13 protein-coding genes and 1 pseudogene are annotated in these 16,440 nt (G+C 66.7%); 12 read left to right on the top strand and 2 right to left on the bottom strand.

Going from position 1 to position 16,440, the window contains the following annotated elements; translation table 11 throughout:
- On the bottom strand, positions 1-158 hold a 158-nt coding region (locus tag ACFVVO_RS38875), incomplete at its 3' end, for a helix-turn-helix domain-containing protein (RefSeq protein WP_390061602.1).
- A gap of 157 nt (positions 159-315) precedes the next feature.
- On the opposite strand from ACFVVO_RS38875, the gene ACFVVO_RS38870 reads away from it, so the two are divergent.
- The 8 genes and pseudogenes from ACFVVO_RS38870 (at position 316) to ACFVVO_RS38835 (ending at position 10,213) form a co-directional block, all read left to right on the top strand.
- A complete protein-coding gene (locus tag ACFVVO_RS38870) occupies positions 316-2,649 on the top strand; it encodes a molybdopterin cofactor-binding domain-containing protein (protein ID WP_390061600.1) in 2,334 nt (777 codons plus the stop codon).
- Positions 2,650-2,658: 9 nt separating this feature from the next.
- Positions 2,659-3,135 carry a (2Fe-2S)-binding protein gene (locus tag ACFVVO_RS38865; protein ID WP_390061598.1) on the top strand — a complete coding sequence of 159 codons (477 nt, stop codon included), beginning with the start codon at positions 2,659-2,661 and terminating at the stop codon, positions 3,133-3,135.
- Positions 3,132-3,422, top strand: a complete 291-nt coding sequence (locus ACFVVO_RS38860) for an XdhC family protein (RefSeq protein WP_390061596.1) — start codon at positions 3,132-3,134, stop codon at positions 3,420-3,422. Before ACFVVO_RS38865 ends, ACFVVO_RS38860 begins: the two co-directional genes overlap by 4 nt.
- A 599-nt stretch (positions 3,423-4,021) precedes the next feature.
- Positions 4,022-4,945, top strand: a complete 924-nt coding sequence (locus ACFVVO_RS38855) for a transposase (protein WP_390061595.1) — start codon at positions 4,022-4,024, stop codon at positions 4,943-4,945.
- A 603-nt stretch (positions 4,946-5,548) separates the two neighbouring features.
- Entirely contained in the window at positions 5,549-6,067 is a 519-nt protein-coding gene (locus ACFVVO_RS38850; RefSeq protein WP_390061594.1) for an NPCBM/NEW2 domain-containing protein, read from the top strand.
- A 119-nt stretch (positions 6,068-6,186) separates the two neighbouring features.
- Complete coding sequence (locus ACFVVO_RS38845; protein ID WP_390061592.1) at positions 6,187-7,506, top strand: cutinase family protein; 1,320 nt, start codon at positions 6,187-6,189, stop codon at positions 7,504-7,506.
- Positions 7,507-7,760: 254 nt separating this feature from the next.
- A pseudogene (locus ACFVVO_RS38840) lies at positions 7,761-8,087 on the top strand (sugar nucleotide-binding protein); the annotation flags it as partial.
- 1,523 nt (positions 8,088-9,610) lie between these two features.
- Positions 9,611-10,213 carry a hypothetical protein gene (locus tag ACFVVO_RS38835; RefSeq protein ID WP_390061591.1) on the top strand — a complete coding sequence of 201 codons (603 nt, stop codon included), beginning with the start codon at positions 9,611-9,613 and terminating at the stop codon, positions 10,211-10,213.
- Between the two features lie 1,507 nt (positions 10,214-11,720).
- Here ACFVVO_RS38835 and ACFVVO_RS38830 read toward each other — a convergent pair.
- Entirely contained in the window at positions 11,721-12,437 is a 717-nt protein-coding gene (locus ACFVVO_RS38830) for an HNH endonuclease family protein (RefSeq protein WP_390061590.1), read from the bottom strand.
- 239 nt (positions 12,438-12,676) lie between these two features.
- Between ACFVVO_RS38830 and ACFVVO_RS38825 the strand changes: the two genes are divergently transcribed.
- The 4 genes from ACFVVO_RS38825 (at position 12,677) to ACFVVO_RS38810 (ending at position 15,849) form a co-directional block, all read left to right on the top strand.
- Complete coding sequence (locus ACFVVO_RS38825; protein WP_390061588.1) at positions 12,677-13,420, top strand: SOS response-associated peptidase; 744 nt, start codon at positions 12,677-12,679, stop codon at positions 13,418-13,420.
- A 286-nt stretch (positions 13,421-13,706) separates the two neighbouring features.
- Complete coding sequence (locus ACFVVO_RS38820) at positions 13,707-14,099, top strand: hypothetical protein (protein ID WP_390061586.1); 393 nt, start codon at positions 13,707-13,709, stop codon at positions 14,097-14,099.
- Between the two features lie 2 nt (positions 14,100-14,101).
- Positions 14,102-15,337, top strand: a complete 1,236-nt coding sequence (locus ACFVVO_RS38815) for a hypothetical protein (protein WP_390061585.1) — start codon at positions 14,102-14,104, stop codon at positions 15,335-15,337.
- A gap of 215 nt (positions 15,338-15,552) precedes the next feature.
- Positions 15,553-15,849, top strand: a complete 297-nt coding sequence (locus ACFVVO_RS38810; RefSeq protein WP_390061584.1) for a hypothetical protein — start codon at positions 15,553-15,555, stop codon at positions 15,847-15,849.
- The last annotated feature ends 591 nt before the right edge of the window (positions 15,850-16,440 follow it).

Below are 16,440 nucleotides of genomic sequence, written 5' to 3'. Positions count from 1 at the left end.
GAGAGGCGGCGCTGCTCGCCGTACCACGCGCGAGTGCGCTCCTCCAACGCCTTGTTGTACACGAGGCGGACGCAGCCGAACGTGCGGGACAGCTCCGCTGCCTGCTCATTCGTGGGGTAAAAGCGGTACTTGAACGCCCGCTTAACCTGCTGCGCCATACCTCACACTCTATCAGTTCCCGTGTGAGCGGCGGGTTCGGCCGGTGGCCATAGACGCCGAATCGCCCTGGCGGCGACTCGCCTCTCCCTGCCCCGCTACGCGGGAACTTCGTTTCCTCCCCGGCCTGAAAGCCGGGGTATCCACGAAGGAGACCCGATGACCGACATCCCTGCCCAGGGGAGCCGCACCTCTGGTAGCGGTGAACGCGCGCCGATCGGACGCCGCACGTTCATGGGGTATGTGCTGGCCGGCGCCACCCTGGCTGTCGCCGCCGAACTCCCGCTGGGCGCGCCCGCTCACGCGGCGGTGCCCTCCGTGCCGCAGATCCCGGAGCTGTACGACCTGGAGGACATGCAGACCGACGCCGCGCGGCCGACGTCCGCACTGATCAAGATCGTGCTGCACGAGGACGGCGCGGCGTCGTTCGAGCTGCCGCGCATGGAGGTCGGACAGGGCATCACCACCTCCACGGCGATGATCATCGCGGAGGAGCTCGACCTGCCCGTCGACAAGGTACGGGTGACGCTCGCACCGGCGCGTCCGGAGTTGCTGCTCAACCAGCTGACGGGCGGGTCGAACACCACGGTGTCGATGTTCACCCCGGTGCGGGTGGCCGCGGCGATTGCCCGCAAGGCGCTACTCGAAGCCGCGGCGATCGAACTCGGCTCGGTCGTGGGCCTGTTGGAGTCCAAGGCCGGGGTGATCTCGGCGCCGGACGGATCGTCGGTGTCGTACGGGGAGCTGGCGGTCAGAGCCGCGAGCAGCACGGTCAAGATGGTCGAGGCCGAGCTCAAGCCGGTCTCGGAGTTCTCGGTGATCGGCAAGCCGCACGGTCGTGACGACGCGCGGCTCGCGGTCACGGGGCAGAAGAAGTACGCGATGGATCTGCAGGTGCCGGACGCGCTGCCGACCATGGTGTGCCGGCCTCCGACGCTGAACGGGTCGCCGAAGTCGGTGCGCAACAAGGCGGAGGTGCTCGCGCTGCCGGGGGTCACGGACGTGGCCGTGGTCGACACCGGGGTCGCGGTGCGCGCGATAACGTTCGGGCAGTGCATCGACGCGGTGCGGGCGCTCCAAGTGGAGTGGGCGGCCGGTTCGGTGGAGGGTGAGTCCGACGAGACGATCCTAGCGCGGCTGCGGAAGGCCGAACTGCCGCTGGCGGTCCCGGACATCCCGCTGCTCGCCAAGACGGTGGAGGCGGACTTCACATTCATGTTCCGCAGCAGCGCGGCGCTGGAGCCGAACTGCGCGATCGCCGACGTCCGCATCGACCGGGCGACGGTGTGGGCGGGCCTGAAGTCACCGATCGTGGCGCAGGGCGACATCGCCAAGGCCGTCGGACTGCCGCAGACCGCAGTAACGGTCAACGTCATAACGGGTGGCGGCTCGTTCGGGCACAAACTCTTCGGCGACGCCGCGATCGAGGCCGCGAAGATCTCCAAAGCCATGGGCAAGCCGGTCAAGCTGATGTGGCACCGCGCGGACGAGCCCCGGCAGGGCCGCGTGCACCCCATGGCCACGTCCCGGATCCGGGCCACGTATCTGGCCGGACAGGTGCTCACCTTCGAGCAGCGGCACACGAGTGTGGTGACCGACTTCAGTCACGGGCTCGGCGAGATGATCACGGCGACGGCGGACCGGCTGCCCACCGGGCTCGGCGGGCTGGCGTTCTCGGAGACGATCTTCACGCTCACCCAGGAGCTGCCGTACAACTTCGGTGTCGTCACGCAACTGCTCAGCGAGACCGACTCCCGGTTCAACACCGGGAGCATGCGCAACATCTACTCCCCCGACGTAGCGTGCGCGAACGAGCTGGTCGTCGACCAGCTCGCGAAGAAGATGGGCAAGGACCCGCTCGAGTTCCGGCTCGCGTTCCTGAAGAACGCGCGGGTCAAGGCGGCGCTGAAGAAGGTCGCCGAGGTGGGTGACTGGGGCCGGTCGATGCCCGCGGGAACGGCCCAGGGCATCGCGATCCACAGCGAGTACAAGGGCGCGACCGCCGTGCTCGTCGAGATCGACTGCCGCCCTCAGACGGTGAACCGGAAGGTGCCGAACGGTGCGACCGGGCCACGCGTCACAAAGGCGGTCATCGCCGTCGACGCCGGACTCGTGATCAACCCCAAGGGGCTCGAGGCCCAGATGATGGGCGGCGTCTCGGACGGCATTGCGCTCGCTCTAACCAGCAGCCTGCACCTGCGCAACGGGCATTTCCTCGAGGCCAGCTGGGACAATTACTTCTACACCCGGCAGTGGAACGTCCCCACTGACTTCCAGTGCGTCGTGATGCCCTCCGACTCGCAGCAGCCCGGCGGCGCCGGCGAGGCGGGCGTGGCCGCGTCCGTGGCGGCGGTCGCGTGTGCCTACGCGCGGGCGACCGGCACGGTCCCGACGCGTTTCCCGGTCAACCACAGCACGGTCGACTTCGAGGTCAAGCCGTTCGTCCCGCCGGTCCCCCAGTCGCCGTCCGACGGCCTGAGCCACACCTTCTGAGGAGCCCACGTGAGCACCCACACCTTCATCCTCAACGGCAAGCCCGTCACCGTCGACGTCGACGACAGCGTCCGGCTGCTGTGGGTCCTGCGGGACGTGCTCGGCGTGACCGGCCCGAAGTACGGTTGCGGCATCAACGTCTGCAAGGCCTGCACGTCCCACGTCAACGGCAAGGCGTTCAACCCCTGCTCCGTCGAGGTCAAGGACATCGGCCCGGACGACGAGATCACCACGATCGAGGGCCTCGCCGACACCGTCGACGCCGACCTGCACCCCATGCAGGAGGCCTGGCTCGAGTACGACGTGGCACAGTGCGGCTACTGCCAGCCCGGACAGATCATGGCCGCCGTCGCCAAGGTCAGGCAGGCCAGGGCGGCCGGCCACGAGATCACCGACGCGGACCTCGACCAGATCCGCAACATCTGCCGCTGCGGCACCTACAACCGCATCCGGGAAGCGATCAAGGCGGGCGCGGAACGTATGTGAAGACGCGTCTGCACGTCTCAGGACCATCGACCAGGGAAAGGAGCACCGTGCTGGACCTGAGAGACCAGTTGCTCCGTTGGTACGAGGAGGGGCGGGCCTTCGCCGTCGCGACCGTGGTGGCGGTCCACGGGAGCGCTCCCCGGTCACCGGGTTCAGCGCTGGCCGTAGGTGTCGACAGGGCTGTCATCGGAAGTGCGTCCGGCAGTTGCGTGGAGGGCGCCGTGTACGACTTGTGCCAGGAAGCCCTGGCATCCGGCGCCTGCACGCTGGAGTCCTTTGGGTACTGACGCCTTCGCCATCGGCTTGGCCTGTGGAGGGTCCCTGGACGTCTTTGTTCAGCCCTTCCTGCCGGCCGAGCACCCGGAAATCATGGGGTCCCTGGCCTTGGCAGGTGCCACGGACCCGGTGACCGTGGCCCGGGTCGTCCGCGGGCCTGCCGAGCAAGTTGGCCAGGTCGTGTGCGTACGGGCGGACGGAACCAGCCGTCAGCAACTTCGCCCATCCGGTCCTGGAGGCAATGGCGGCACGCGCCGCTCGCTGGTTTCGCGGTAGTCGCACAGGCCCTGATCGCGCCATCGGCACTCGGTGACGGTCACGCAGGCGTGGGCGTCGAGGTCGGGCCAGTTGTCGGCGCCCGTGTGCAGGGCGTTGCCGCGGCCGCAAAACGGGCAGCGTCTGCGCTCGGCGCGGCTGCGTTTCGCGGCGCGCTGAGGTCCGCTTTTCTTGGTGCCCGGCTTCTCGGCCGGCGGTGCGGTGACCGGGAAGTTTGATGGTGGGGTAGGGCGTTGACTAGGCGGCCGACCGCCCACTGGTCGGCTGCGTCCGGATTGGCGAGCACGGCACGCAGGGTCGCTTCGAGGTCTTGCTGAACCGATTCCGACAGCGGGTGTCCGGCCTCGCGGGCGAGCTGCGCGGTCTGCCGGGACAGGGCGGATACGACACGGCGGCGCTGCGCGAAGAGATCCTTCAGTCCGTCGGCGTCCAGCGCACGGTAAGCCTCCCGCAGTGCCTGCCCCAGGTGAAGGAACTGCTGGCTCTCTTCCGGCTGGGAGCGCAGCAGAAGGTTCGCCGCCCAGGCTGCGAGGGTGGGGCGACGGGCGGCATGGATCCGGCGGGCATCGTCCACCCGGCCGGCTGCCTACGGGGATCTAAGTCCGTACGCCGACACCGAGGGCCGAGCGGGGGCTGTCGCCTGTCGCCGCGCTGTCTGGAGAAGCTCGCCGGGTATCTCGAGCAGGGACCGGCCGAGCACGGCTGGATTGGCGACCTGGGTGGAGGTAAAAGGGCCCGGGCGGCCTGCGGGGGCTACATCTGCTTCGAGGACGAGGCGGGCTTCACACGTCGGCCGCCCAAAGGACGCACCTGGGGCTGGCGGGGCCGCACCCCGGTCGTGACGGTGAGCGGGCGGCGCTCGGGGCGCCTGTCGGTGGCCGGGCTGATCGCCATGCGGCCCGGCTCCCGCACCCGGCTGTGTCACCGCCTGCGCACCCACCCCGCGGGCAAAGGCAAGCACCGCAGCATGGGCGAGCGTGACTTCATCGCATTGATCGACGGCGTCCACCAGCTCGTCAAGGCGCCGATCGTGCTGGTGTGGGACCGGCTCAACACCCACGTCTCCCACGCCATGCGTGAGCTGATCGCCGAACGTAAATGGCTGACGGTGTTCCTGCTGCCCGCGTACTCACCCGACCTCAATCCCGTCGAGGGCGTCTGGGCAAACGCCAAACGCAGCCAACCTCGCCGTTGTCGCCCTCGACCGCCTGGAAGCACTCGTCCGCAAGCTTCTCACACTGCGGAACGCCGAGCTTGAGACCCAGGAAGCCCGCTTGGTCGAGCAGCTCAGGCAGGCAGGGGCGAAGATCACCTCCTTCCCTCCACGAGGCCACTCCGCATGAGTGAGGCTGCGCTGCACTTCGCGGCGCCGGGCGGCGGTCGAAGAAGGGACGCTACCGAGGCGGGCGAGGGCAGGGCCTCCTGCCGAAGCAGTCGACTTGTGAGGAATCGCCTTTCATGCTGGGCTGGAAGGACGAGGAACGAATGCTCCGGCTAGGCAGCTAGGTTCTGCAGTGGACGCCCACCTTGCAACGCGAGCAACGATCCATACGGCGACCGGATGTCGATGGAAAGCTATGTTCCGCATCCGAGGAAACGACCCCACGGCGTTCGCGCCACTTGGTCTCGCTAACTATGGGACAAACTGGCCTCCACGCTCGTAGTCAGCGACGGAAAGGCTTGCTCCGCCCTCCGCAGCTTCCAGACAGCGCCCGATAGCAAACTGCTGCCGGGAGGTAATGGGCGATGGGTGGCCGCACCGTGGCGCATTGCCCGGTGAGGGCGTACGAGGGAGGCCCCGGAAGCCGACCCTAGCGAGCGAGCCGCCGGTTATGACCGACACCTGGAAGAAGATAGAGCCATGAGGTTGAAAAGGTGGATCTTTACGGCCATCACACTGATCGCAACAGTGGGACTCTTCTTTTCAGCTACGTCCATTACGGAAGCGGCAACTGTAAACCAGGGATCCCAAGAACAATATCTCAGCGAGACCGACCCGCTTAGCTCAGAATATGGTGTGGAGAATGGGTCTGCAGAGATCAATGGCGAGCAATATTCGCAGAGTGTAGCCATGCGTGCCGATAAGAGCTCTGTACCCTTTGGGGATGCTGAGTATAATTTGGGCCGCAAGTGGCATAGCTTCGATGCAACCATTGGTTTGCGTGACGATTCTCCGCGTGATGCTGCGCTGAAATTTGAGGTCTTTGCGGACGGGGAAAAGCTGCATGAGGAGCGCATGATGGTCGGAGAGTCAAGTGAGATTGCCCTCAAGGTTTCGGGCAAGCTCCGACTGACACTTAAAGTCTCCTACGACGCCTCTGAGGACATAGATGCCTACTGCTATGGGGTGTGGGGAAACGCTCGACTTAGCAATCCTTGAGCCCCCTTACCCTGAAAGCTCGGGCGGTCGAAGAGTGCCCGCGGCGGCCACTGCTTTGAGGTTTCGAATGGTGCTCAATCTCAGGCGAAGCTCCCTCTGGGGTAGAGGACGTGTTTGACATGGAGGGAAGCTTCCGGCGACGCATCGCATGGATTCTCGGCGCCTTCATCATTCTTGCAGGTGCGTCGGGCGAGGCCACGGCCTCGGTGCTCGCGCGGTCGGGATCCCAAGTTGCTGGCGAGGGTTGCCCCGTTCACTTCAGAGGATTGCCCGGAATGGTGGGCCCAGGCGAAAAAGACGGAAAAAGTATCATTGCGGATACATGGGATAATTTCCAACAGAGTCGGACCGCCGGCATGTCGCCCACTTCTCATGTTGTTGAATACCCAGCGATGAAGGTGACGGAATTGACGGACCTCGCTCGTGCGGGCCTTACAAATCCTCCCGAAGCGCTAAGAATTGCGGAGAGAAATTTCAACAGCTCGAATGTAGCAGGAATGGCCAGAATCGGGCTCGACATAGCTAAAACTCGCCAAAAGTGTAAGGCTACCCGCTTCGTCCTCGCCGGATACTCGCAGGGCGCATGGGTCATTGACCGATATCTGCGCTTCGCGAAGCCCGAAGTGCTTCGCAAGATTGATGCCGTGGCGCTATACGGGGATCCTCAATGGGAGCACGACGCCAAGGGGCGAGGACGGGCGCGCATACTTTCAAGATATTTTGAGACGTGGAAGTTGTCAGGCCAGTATCCCGGATTCAAGGATCGCGTGCAGAGTCTCTGTGCCAGTAAGGACCCTATCTGCGGAGAAGGGTATAAAGGAACCGACCTCATAGCTCAAGCGCGGGACGCTCAGACGTGTGCACAAAATTCAACGTGCCCGCACTACTTGTACGCGCCGACTGCCACCAAGCAAGGTGGTGACTTCCTGGCGGCGAGGGCGTCTCCGAAACCGTCGGCGCCGGAATTGACTGACTGGGAGAATCACACTTATGGCCTCACCTGCGATGACACTGTCGATAAGCCGGTCAAGGTGGCTGTCCGCAAGGGCGAAGGCGTCGCGAAGGGTAGCAGCCTAGGCGGGTATGACCGATGGGAGGTTGAGGTTCAGCAGATCGCCCACGGTAGCCTGCCGCGCCTCGGTAGCGTAACCGCTGTGCTGTTCTATTGCAGCCCGCAGCCGAGTAACTTCTCCCTGCAGGAACTTCGCGTTTACCGCAGCAAGGACGGTTCGGAGATCGGACGCACTCCAACGTTCGATGTCTCGGGACTGTCACCACGATATCAGCCGAAATCTTTGGCGATCGAAGATGGGCGTGTGGCGGCGGATGTAAAGTTCTACGGACCGGAAGATAGTCATGCGACGGGGCCATCCATACTCCGTCACGTCACCTGGACGTGGAACGGAACGCAGTTCGTAACGCATGGCGCCAGAAGCTAGCCACCGTGTTGACTTGAGCCACCAGCCCGTCACTGTTAACGGCATTGGGCCGGTCGAATTGGGCATGAGCCGAGCCCAGGTAGAAAAGGCGATCGGTGCACCAATTCCGGAAGGGCCTGGCGGTCCAGACTGCACGGACCTGCCTGTTGAGGGCGGGCCGGAAGGACTGCTGCTGCGTGTCACAGGTCAGTGCTCCCAGGAGCGAGCTCGAAGCGAGGCACCCATCGTCTGGAGACCCGGGCAGCGAAGACGCCGGTACCCGCGATGGCGTCCTGTTCACCGACGACATACGTTGCCCGGTGCACGTCGCCGACCTGGCCGCCGCCCTCCTGGAACTGGCCTCGTCAGGCGACGCGGCCGGCGTCCACCATCTCGCAGGGCCCGACGCTGTGAGCCGTCACGAACTCGGCATCCTCATCGCCAGGCGTGACGGCCTGGATGCCTCCCGGCTGCCCACGGGCCTGCGGGCCCACAGCACACTTCCCGGCGCCCTCGACGTTCGCCTCGACAGCCGGGCCACCCAGCGGAAGCTACGCACCACGCTGCGCGGTGCCCGCAACTTCTGCACCACACCAGCGTGACCGCCCAGCGCGACAACCAGCTTTGTTCACGGGACCCGGCCGGTCAGAAGTCCAGAGAACCAGGTGGCCACCGCTGCGGACGCATGGCTGGACAGGAAGTGACGCCGCGCCCGCTCGTCGGCATCTCCTGAAGCTGGTTTTTTGAATCTCATTCTCCTGCACCGGGACCTCGGGTTCCCGATCAACGCGGGTGATCTACCCAGGGACTCGTTCTTCGCTGTCGCCGCCTCGGCGAACCACTGGACGGCTAACAGAACGACGTTGATGTGCGCATTAGTATGTGCAGGTCAGAGGAGGGGAAGCATGGTCGCAGTCAGGCACACGTGCCCACATTGTGGACACGGCATAGGCCGACTGATGCACGTCAACGACGAGGGTGTTTCCAACTGCGCGCGTTGCCACAAGAGTGAGTGGTCGCGCCGGTTCGCGTTCCCTACGGATCCTCAGCAGGCGACGCGGGAGGTGCGGGAAGCGCGCCGTACAGAGATAAATGCCCGCCTCTCCGAACTGTTTTCACGCAACGCGCAGTCCACCCAGGCGAAGGCAACGCGCAGTCCATCCGAGTCAAGATCCCCGAACACATCCTGCTGCCCCCGCCACGTCGCCCGGAGATGGAGCGGGAGCGGGAGCGGCTTGTCACGCATGTCCGTGACGGGAAGCCCACCGAAACCAACGGTGCCCAGGACACGAGGGGCGTGAAAAGCGCCTCCTGGCCTACGGAGGCCTGGTGGTAGGGGTTGTGGTTTGCTTCGCGATCGGCGCGGAGGTCGCTGAAGGTGACCAGGTGAAGGCTCCATCCGCACAGCCCACGGTTGTCGTAACTGCCTCTTCCTCGGACGCGTCCTCCGTGTCTGCGTCGCCTTCACGGAAGTCAACTCCTGCGAAGCCGCTGAGCGACTACCAGCAGTGGAGCCTTGCAAGGGCTGTTGTGGACGCCCGCAAGCGCCACGTCAGGTCGGTGACATACACCGACATGAGCGATCTGAACCGTAGGCGCGTTCCCATATGCGGCAGACGCCGTCAACCTGCCCCTCCGCAGCCGCGATTCCTTGCTTCATCGAACCGCGAGTGGTCGACTGTTCGTCAGTGTCCATGGCTGTTGATGTCAGCAGTTGATGTCAGCGCACGCGGTGAAGCGGCCGAGATGCTGCTCGCCGCGGCGCGTTCCTGCTGTTGGCTGGGCCAGCGTGTCGTGCGGGACGTGATCAGCTCGCCGTCGGCGCCTTGACCACCGCGACAGGAAGCGTCGTTACGCCTCACCTGACGGAGGGCCTCATGGGGAACCTTGGTAACGGGTACCTCAATTCCACCTCAGAAGATCAGCGGAATCTTAGCTACCGCCATGCCCCTGACATACGGTCCATCTATCTGAACTGCCAAGAAGGCAGTCCCCACCAGAAGGATCCCCTGTGGATGCAGGCTTACGGCGTTATGTCTTACTCGCTTCGACAACGCTCGTACTGTGCACGGCGCTTACCGGTCCCGCGTTCGCGGCTGACGGGACGCCGGCGCCCTCGCCGTCCGTGACTGCTGAAGATGATGACTCGGTCATCAACACGGCACCGCCTAAGGAACCCGAGGAAGACGTCACGGAGATTCCCGCCGACGCCGTGGATGAACCTGTCAACGAGCCGGTCGAGGAACCCACATACACGGGCAAGCCGCAGCCTGGGGACTCCTCAAACGCAGTGGACTGCACTCCGGCCCATGCCGTGTACAAGGCAATATCCAAGGGCGGTCCAAAGGATCACCACAAGGCTGTTGGTCCTGTAAACTCGAACTACAACGGCACCTCCCGAACCGCCAAGTCGAGCTTCACCTCTGAGGTGACCGGCAAGGTAGGCGTAGCCGTCAGTGGTGAGCTGGAGGTCTCCGTCAAGGTGATGCTCGCTACGATCAGGGAAAAGTGGGCCGTGACCGTGTCAGCCGAACTCACCGCCAAACTCGGCAACAATATGACGGTCGACACCCCGCCACACAGGACTACGAACGCCAAGTACGGGGTCTACCGCCTGAAGGTCACGGGCGAGAGCTACATGCTCCACCAGAACTGCACGACTTCGGCAAAGCACAGAGTTGTCAGCTACACCCCCGTCAAGGTCGGATGGTACCTGTGGGAAAGCTGAGGTTTTTTGCAGTAGCCGGGGTAGCTGCGACGGTCGTCCTCTCCGGTTGCACCAGCAGTCAGGGCGACGGCAACTCGACGGCGCACAAGAGCCCCAGCTCCGCCGCTTCAGCATCGGCGAGCAAGGAGACGTCCAGGCGATCCGAGGAGATTCCCGGAGAGACCGTGACCAAAGCTCCGAACCCTATCGACGGGAAGGCTGTTGCTCGGGTCGCGAATGCACGCGGAAATAGGGAAATTGACATTCCAGGCGGGATCAAGGCCGGGGCGCTCTCCATTTCCGTGAACTGCAAAGGTCACGGAACCCTGACCGTCTTGGTAAAGCCCGTTGGCATGAGCTTTCCCCTGGAGTGCGTCGCAGGTGAGGTCAGCAGTACGTACAACGAGCTGCACCTGAAAACTGCCCGCGAACGCGGCACGGTGTACGTAACAGCTCCGTCACCCGTTCGATGGGCACTCACGGTCGGACGGTAGAGGGACAGCGCCCGGCAGTGTCACTGTCGGGCGCTGTCGCGAGTCCTCCTCGGCTCCACCGCGTTGCGATGCGCGATCCGCAAGCCCTAGCCAGGCCACCACAGGCAGATGCAACCGCTGCGTCATCGCCGGACTTGTAGTCCGGTTCGCCTCGGCAGCTGGACAGTGTGCTGGCAATGGCCAGCTGCTGGTGCCAAGACCAGCGGATCTGTGACGTTTTCAGTTCTGAAGACGGATGAGGCGTGCGACTCGTCGCCGGCCCCCCGCTCCCATGACGACTCGCCCTCGAAGGGCAGTTCTGGCTCGAGCTCGGGCGGAAGCACGTCGACGACTGCCGACTCGCCCGGATCGGACAGCTCCCCCACGACGGAGTTGTGCAGTATCCGATCCAGCGCCGGTAACTGCTATCACGCAGGCGAGTTCTGCCGGAACATCGACATGGGGGCGACCACCACGGACGCAGCAGGCCGCGAGACACCTGCGACTACGAGGCTGGCGCTAATCGGTGGCACTACTGACACGGCAACGCTGCCCGGGCGGGCTGCAGGTCCAGGGTTCCCCGGCTCCCGCCCGGCTGGCCCCGGTCGCGGCTCGCCATTCCGTAGCCTGACGCGCCACGCCCGTCGGCCCGCAGGGCCGTCTCCCTCACTCCTGGGAGCGGTCTTGGCATGGAAGCGACGTCTGCGTGCCCGGTCGAGCACAGACACCAGGGAGTCACCCGTGAAGCCGCCAGAGCAGAAGCGCGCCGTCCCGGTGAGCCAGCCGAGACCGCTCGCGCCGATGCCGACCGGCCAGGCCCGGATCCGTCGGGCGCAGGCGGAGCAGCGGCGGCCGCCGCCTGGCCGACCCGCAGCACCTGTACGAGGTGCTGGGGGCGTGCGTGCCCCAATTGAGCCGGCCCGCGCCACGCACTCCCTGAGCGGCGCCGGCTGGGCATGTCTCCCCTGTCGTGCCCGGCTGGCGCCTCCCCCTTCACCTCACGAGCCCCGCTTTCGGCGCCGGCGAGCCCAGGCGGTCCCTGGGCACGGAAACGCTCAGCGTGCCAGGACGACGGTGATCGGAGCATCGGCGCAGTTGCCGAGCACTTCGGACAGTGCGGTGTGTTCGGCGGTGTCGATGCTCAGGCCCCAGCGGGTCTTGTCGGCCACCCAGTCGGTGGCGTACTGGCAGCGGTAGGCGGTGGCGGGCGGCAGCCAGGTGGTGGGGTCCTGGTCGGCCTTGGACCGGTTCGAGGTGGCCGACACCGCGATCAGCGCGCGGTCGTCGCCGAGGTCGTTGGCGTAGGCCTCGCGCTCGGCGGCGGTCCAGGCGGAGGCGCCGGAGTCCCACGCCTCGGCGAGCGGGACCAAATGGTCGATGTCCAGACCGGACGGGCCGCTGATGTAGCGGCCGTCATACGCCGAGAACCACTCCCCTCCGGACAGGGCGCAGCGCGGGCCCTGCTCGGGGGCGATGACCGCTTCGGCCTTGAGGACCTCGGCACGGGTGTTGCAGCCGTCCTTGTCGGCGTCGATCCAGTGCTTGAACTTGGAGCGGTCGTAGCCGGTCCGGTCCTCCTCGCGCACCGGCAGCTGCGCGAGGGCGTCGCGCACGGGGAGGGTGACCGTCTCCCCCGGCGCGCGCACCTGCCGTGCGGCCGCCGCAGCACTGCGCGCGGCCGGTGTGTGGGCGGCGGCGGCCGCGTGGGCGGTGGTGGGGACGAGGATGGCGGCGAAAGCGGCGGCCGCGGCCGCGGTACGGGCAAGACGCATGGAGCGGCGGTCCCTTCGAAGATCCCGGACGGTTCGGGATCTTCGTAGCGGTCCGCCGAGGCGACGCGCCCGGGGCGTCGCGCCGCAGTCACCCGCATGGGCGGTAAGTCACATCACCGCGCGACGGCTGGGCCGCAGTGTCGCTGGTCCTGCTGCCTGCCGGGTGAGGCTCGCCATCGCCTGATCACACAGCTGGGCGTCGGCCCGTGTGCGCGGGCGGGCGGTGAGAAAGTGGGCGCATGTGCGGTCGATACGTCTCCACCCGGCGCCCGCAGGACTTGGCGCAGCTGTTCCACGTCGACGAGTGGCCGAACGCCGAGGCGCTCGCACCGAACTGGAACGTCGCTCCGACCGACGACGTCTGGGCCATTCTGGAGCGCACCCCTCGCGAGGACGGCGGTGCCGGTGCGCCCTCGGGGGAGTTGCGGCCGCTGCGCTGGGGTCTGGTGCCGTCCTGGGCGAAGGAGCCGGAGATCGGCGCGCGGATGATCAACGCCCGGGTGGAGACCGTGCACGAGAAGCCGGCGTTTCGCCGCGCGCTCGTCAAACGCCGCTGCCTGCTTCCCGCGGACGGCTTCTACGAGTGGATGCCGGGCAAGGACCCGGCCACCGGCAAGGCCCGCAAGCAGCCGTACTCCATCCACCCCGAAGACGACCAGGTGATGGCGCTCGCCGGGCTGTACGAGTACTGGCGCGACCCGGTCATCACCCAGGATGACGACCCGGCCGCCTGGCTGATGACCTGCACCATCATCACCACCGAGGCCACCGACGCGGCCGGCCACGTGCACCCGCGCATGTCGCTGGCGCTCACCGAGGACCACTACGAGGCCTGGCTCGACCCCACCCACCAAGACCCCAACCACCTGCGCGCTCTCCTCGGCCAGCCCGCCGACGGCCACCTTGAGGCCCGCCCGGTCTCCACGGCCGTCAACAACGTCCGCAACAACGGCCCCCAACTACTCGACCCGATCAGCCTGTAGCCGCAGTACGAGTGAATGGTCGGCGGGGCGGGCCGTCCCTCGGACGTTCGAAGTGCAAGCGACGGAAGCGACCGTAACTCCGACAATCGGCCGGGCACGGGCGGAACAACCGTCAGCAGCCGGGCACCCGACGTACCGGAACGTGAGCTGGACGACCAGCGACCAGGCATGGGCCGCGAGCACACGTCACAGCCCCGTCTGGTCGGCTCCCGAACGAGACTTCGGGAACTCGTCGCGGGCGTCCGGGAGTTGTCTTCTTGTAGTGATCCGCACCCAGGGAGCAGTCGTGAGTGAGCCGCAGGAGACACCGGACCCCTCCTACACCAAAGTCCAGTTGAACGGGCCGCCGGAGGCCGTCGCCCTGCTCATGGCTGCTCTGGGAGCTGTGGGGGAGATCATTTTTGATCACCGGGCCGCGCCTGATGTGCGGGGGGATGTGGCGTGCACGGCCCAGGTGGTCACCTACGGCGAGCTCCGGCCGGCCACAGTGTCGGGGAGGTCCGAGGCTGTCTTGCAGAGCGTGCTCGGCATCGATGTGGGCCGCTGGGCTGGGTCGGCCGGGCAGCCGGACGCGAAACGGCTGGAGGACTCTTCCGCTGCCGCGCTGGCCGGGCTGGAGGGCGTGCATGAGGCCCGCAGCCGGCTCGTCGCCGTCACATCCATGCCGGATGGCCGCTAGCGGTGTCCGCTGACGAGGGCGGCCTGCCCGATGAAGGACTGTCGCTGTGGCTGACCGACTACCGGATGGACGTCGGCGAGCCGTGGCAGGGACGCCGTCTGGTCGCTGTGGTCGGCCGGAGGGCCGCGGGGAACCTGGACTTCCACGTCCACCCCGACGGGCAGGCCCTGCGGGTGTGGATACTCGAGGTGTACCCCGGCTTCCAGCGGCGGGGCCTGGCGAGCGTGCTCATGGACGCCCTGTACGCGGCCTACCCGACCGCGTGGATCAATCACGGCACCCGCAGCCGCGACGGTGCCCACTGGTGGGACGGATATCGGGAACGCGATCCCCGGCGTAACGTGCACAACCGGCCGCCCGGCGAGTGGGCCGCCTACTTCGACCCGGTTGAGGTGGCCTCCGACAGGGCGCAGCTCGCGCACCGCAACGACCGCTACGGGCTCGACGGTCACCGTGATGCCGTCTACCGGTACGGGGAACGCGGCGAGCAGGAGGCCGACGACTATGTGTCGCTGTACCGTCCGGTGCAGGCCGCGATGCTGGATCCGGCAGCCCAGCCCCTGCATGGGGCCACGCGGCTGTTTCTGCCGCCCTCTTTGCACGCGCACGTCCACGACGAACGCCAGGCCGCCGCCTCGCGGGCTGAGGCGCTGCTGGAGTATCTCGGCCACGGCAATCTTCCACGCACCCGCTGGTACGGCACCCGGCAGCAGGCGTTCGAGGACGCCTACCACCAAGAAATCTTCGAGGGCAGCATCCCCGCCCGGGGCGCCACGCATGTGACGTTCACGCTGAACCAGCTGGACCGGGCCGCTGTCGCCTCCCACACCGTGACGCCCGCCCTGGTGGACTTCACCGCCGCCGCGGACATCCCGGTCGAGGTGGCGGAGGTTTCCTGGCGTGACGCGCAGCAGCCGCATCACACGCACACCGCCGCGTTCACACCCGCAGTCGAAGCCGCCATCGCGCCAGGCGTCCGGTGGCGTGCCAGCGCGGCATACACCGCCCGCTACGACGAGGCCGGCATCCTGCGCGCTCCTGCCGCATCGGAGACGTCTGCGGCCGGGGATGCCGAAATCGCCGAGCAGGTCCGCGCCATGGCCGACTGGCTCCTCGAGGAGCAGGCATCCCGCACCACGCCCCCGCGTCCACAGCACCAACCCCGGTCCCGGCCTGCTGCGCCTGCGCAGGATCCGATGTCCGCGGAGCACCGGACAGGCAGAGCACCAGGTCAGTAGGCGCTGCCGCTTTTTGCCTGGGGGTTACTGGCCGAGCCGTCACAGCACCCCACGGGGGCATGACGGAGCGTCAGTTCCTGGCCTGGTTCGCGGTGCGGGATCACGACAGCGTTCGCGGCTCGAGTATGTCCGGGAACGGTTCATCGGCCTAGGTGCTGGCAACCCGGGCGCGCCTGGCTGCGTCCATGACTGCACAGTGAGAGGGGAGCAGTGCCGTGTCGGATGGCTTAACGGACAAGGACAAGCCCGAAGTGGTGCCGCTGACGGCGTACCTGTGGGCGACGGTGATGACCGGCGGCGGCGCGTTCGCCCTGGTCCATGACAGCACGGGCTGGCATCGCTGGATCTATGTGCTGAGCCTTCTCGGCGGTCTGACTGGGGTTGGCGAGTGCGCGAAGAGGGCCCGCCAGGCCCGGGCCGCGCGCCTGCCCCAGCCATGGCTGCCACCGGCGCTTCTGGTTGCGTTCGCGGCGGTCGTGGTGGTGACCCTGGTCGTGCTGGCAGTGCGCTAGCGATAGACGATTGCCCTTGGGCGCTGTCTGTCAACGGCGTTGCCAGCGGGCCGCGCCGTACCGCACTCCGGCGACAAGACAGCGTGGTGAAGGGGCCACGGGCGGCTCAGAGCAGAGGTCAAGCTCTCGTGAGGTCAGCAGCAGTGGCCTCAGCGCGCTATGCCGCCTTGGAGGTGCGGGGCTCCACTGGCGGCGGGCCAGCACAACCCCGCACCGACATCCTAACGTTCGTGCCGGCGGCGTCAGCGTGTGATGCCCGAAGCCGGCCTGCGGTATCCGGTGACGGGCCGGGCGTGGGGCGCGCCCCGCCCCGAACGACTCGCCGGGGGGGCCGCCGCACCAGCGGGTATGGCCGCAGTGTTCGCCGTCGGTGCAGACCTGGCGTGGGCAGCAGCCGCAGGGCAGGCCCACTCGTGGGATGCCGGCCCTTAGGGGTCGGCGTCTGTTACCCCCACCGGTAGGTGTCCGCGGTGGCCCCCCAGGAGACGTCGTCGACTAAGAGGTCGTTTTTCTCTTGAGTGTGGTGCTCTGGGGTGCTTTGTTCTGCCTGCCGACGTGCTGCTGCTGAGGCTGTGGTGGCGCTTCTGCGTG

Source organism: Streptomyces sp. NPDC058145 (assembly GCF_042884245.1).
GTDB lineage: Bacteria > Actinomycetota > Actinomycetes > Streptomycetales > Streptomycetaceae > Streptomyces.
The sequence above is the reverse complement of the archived record's forward strand: the minus strand, read 5'-3'. Positions and strand labels throughout refer to the sequence as shown.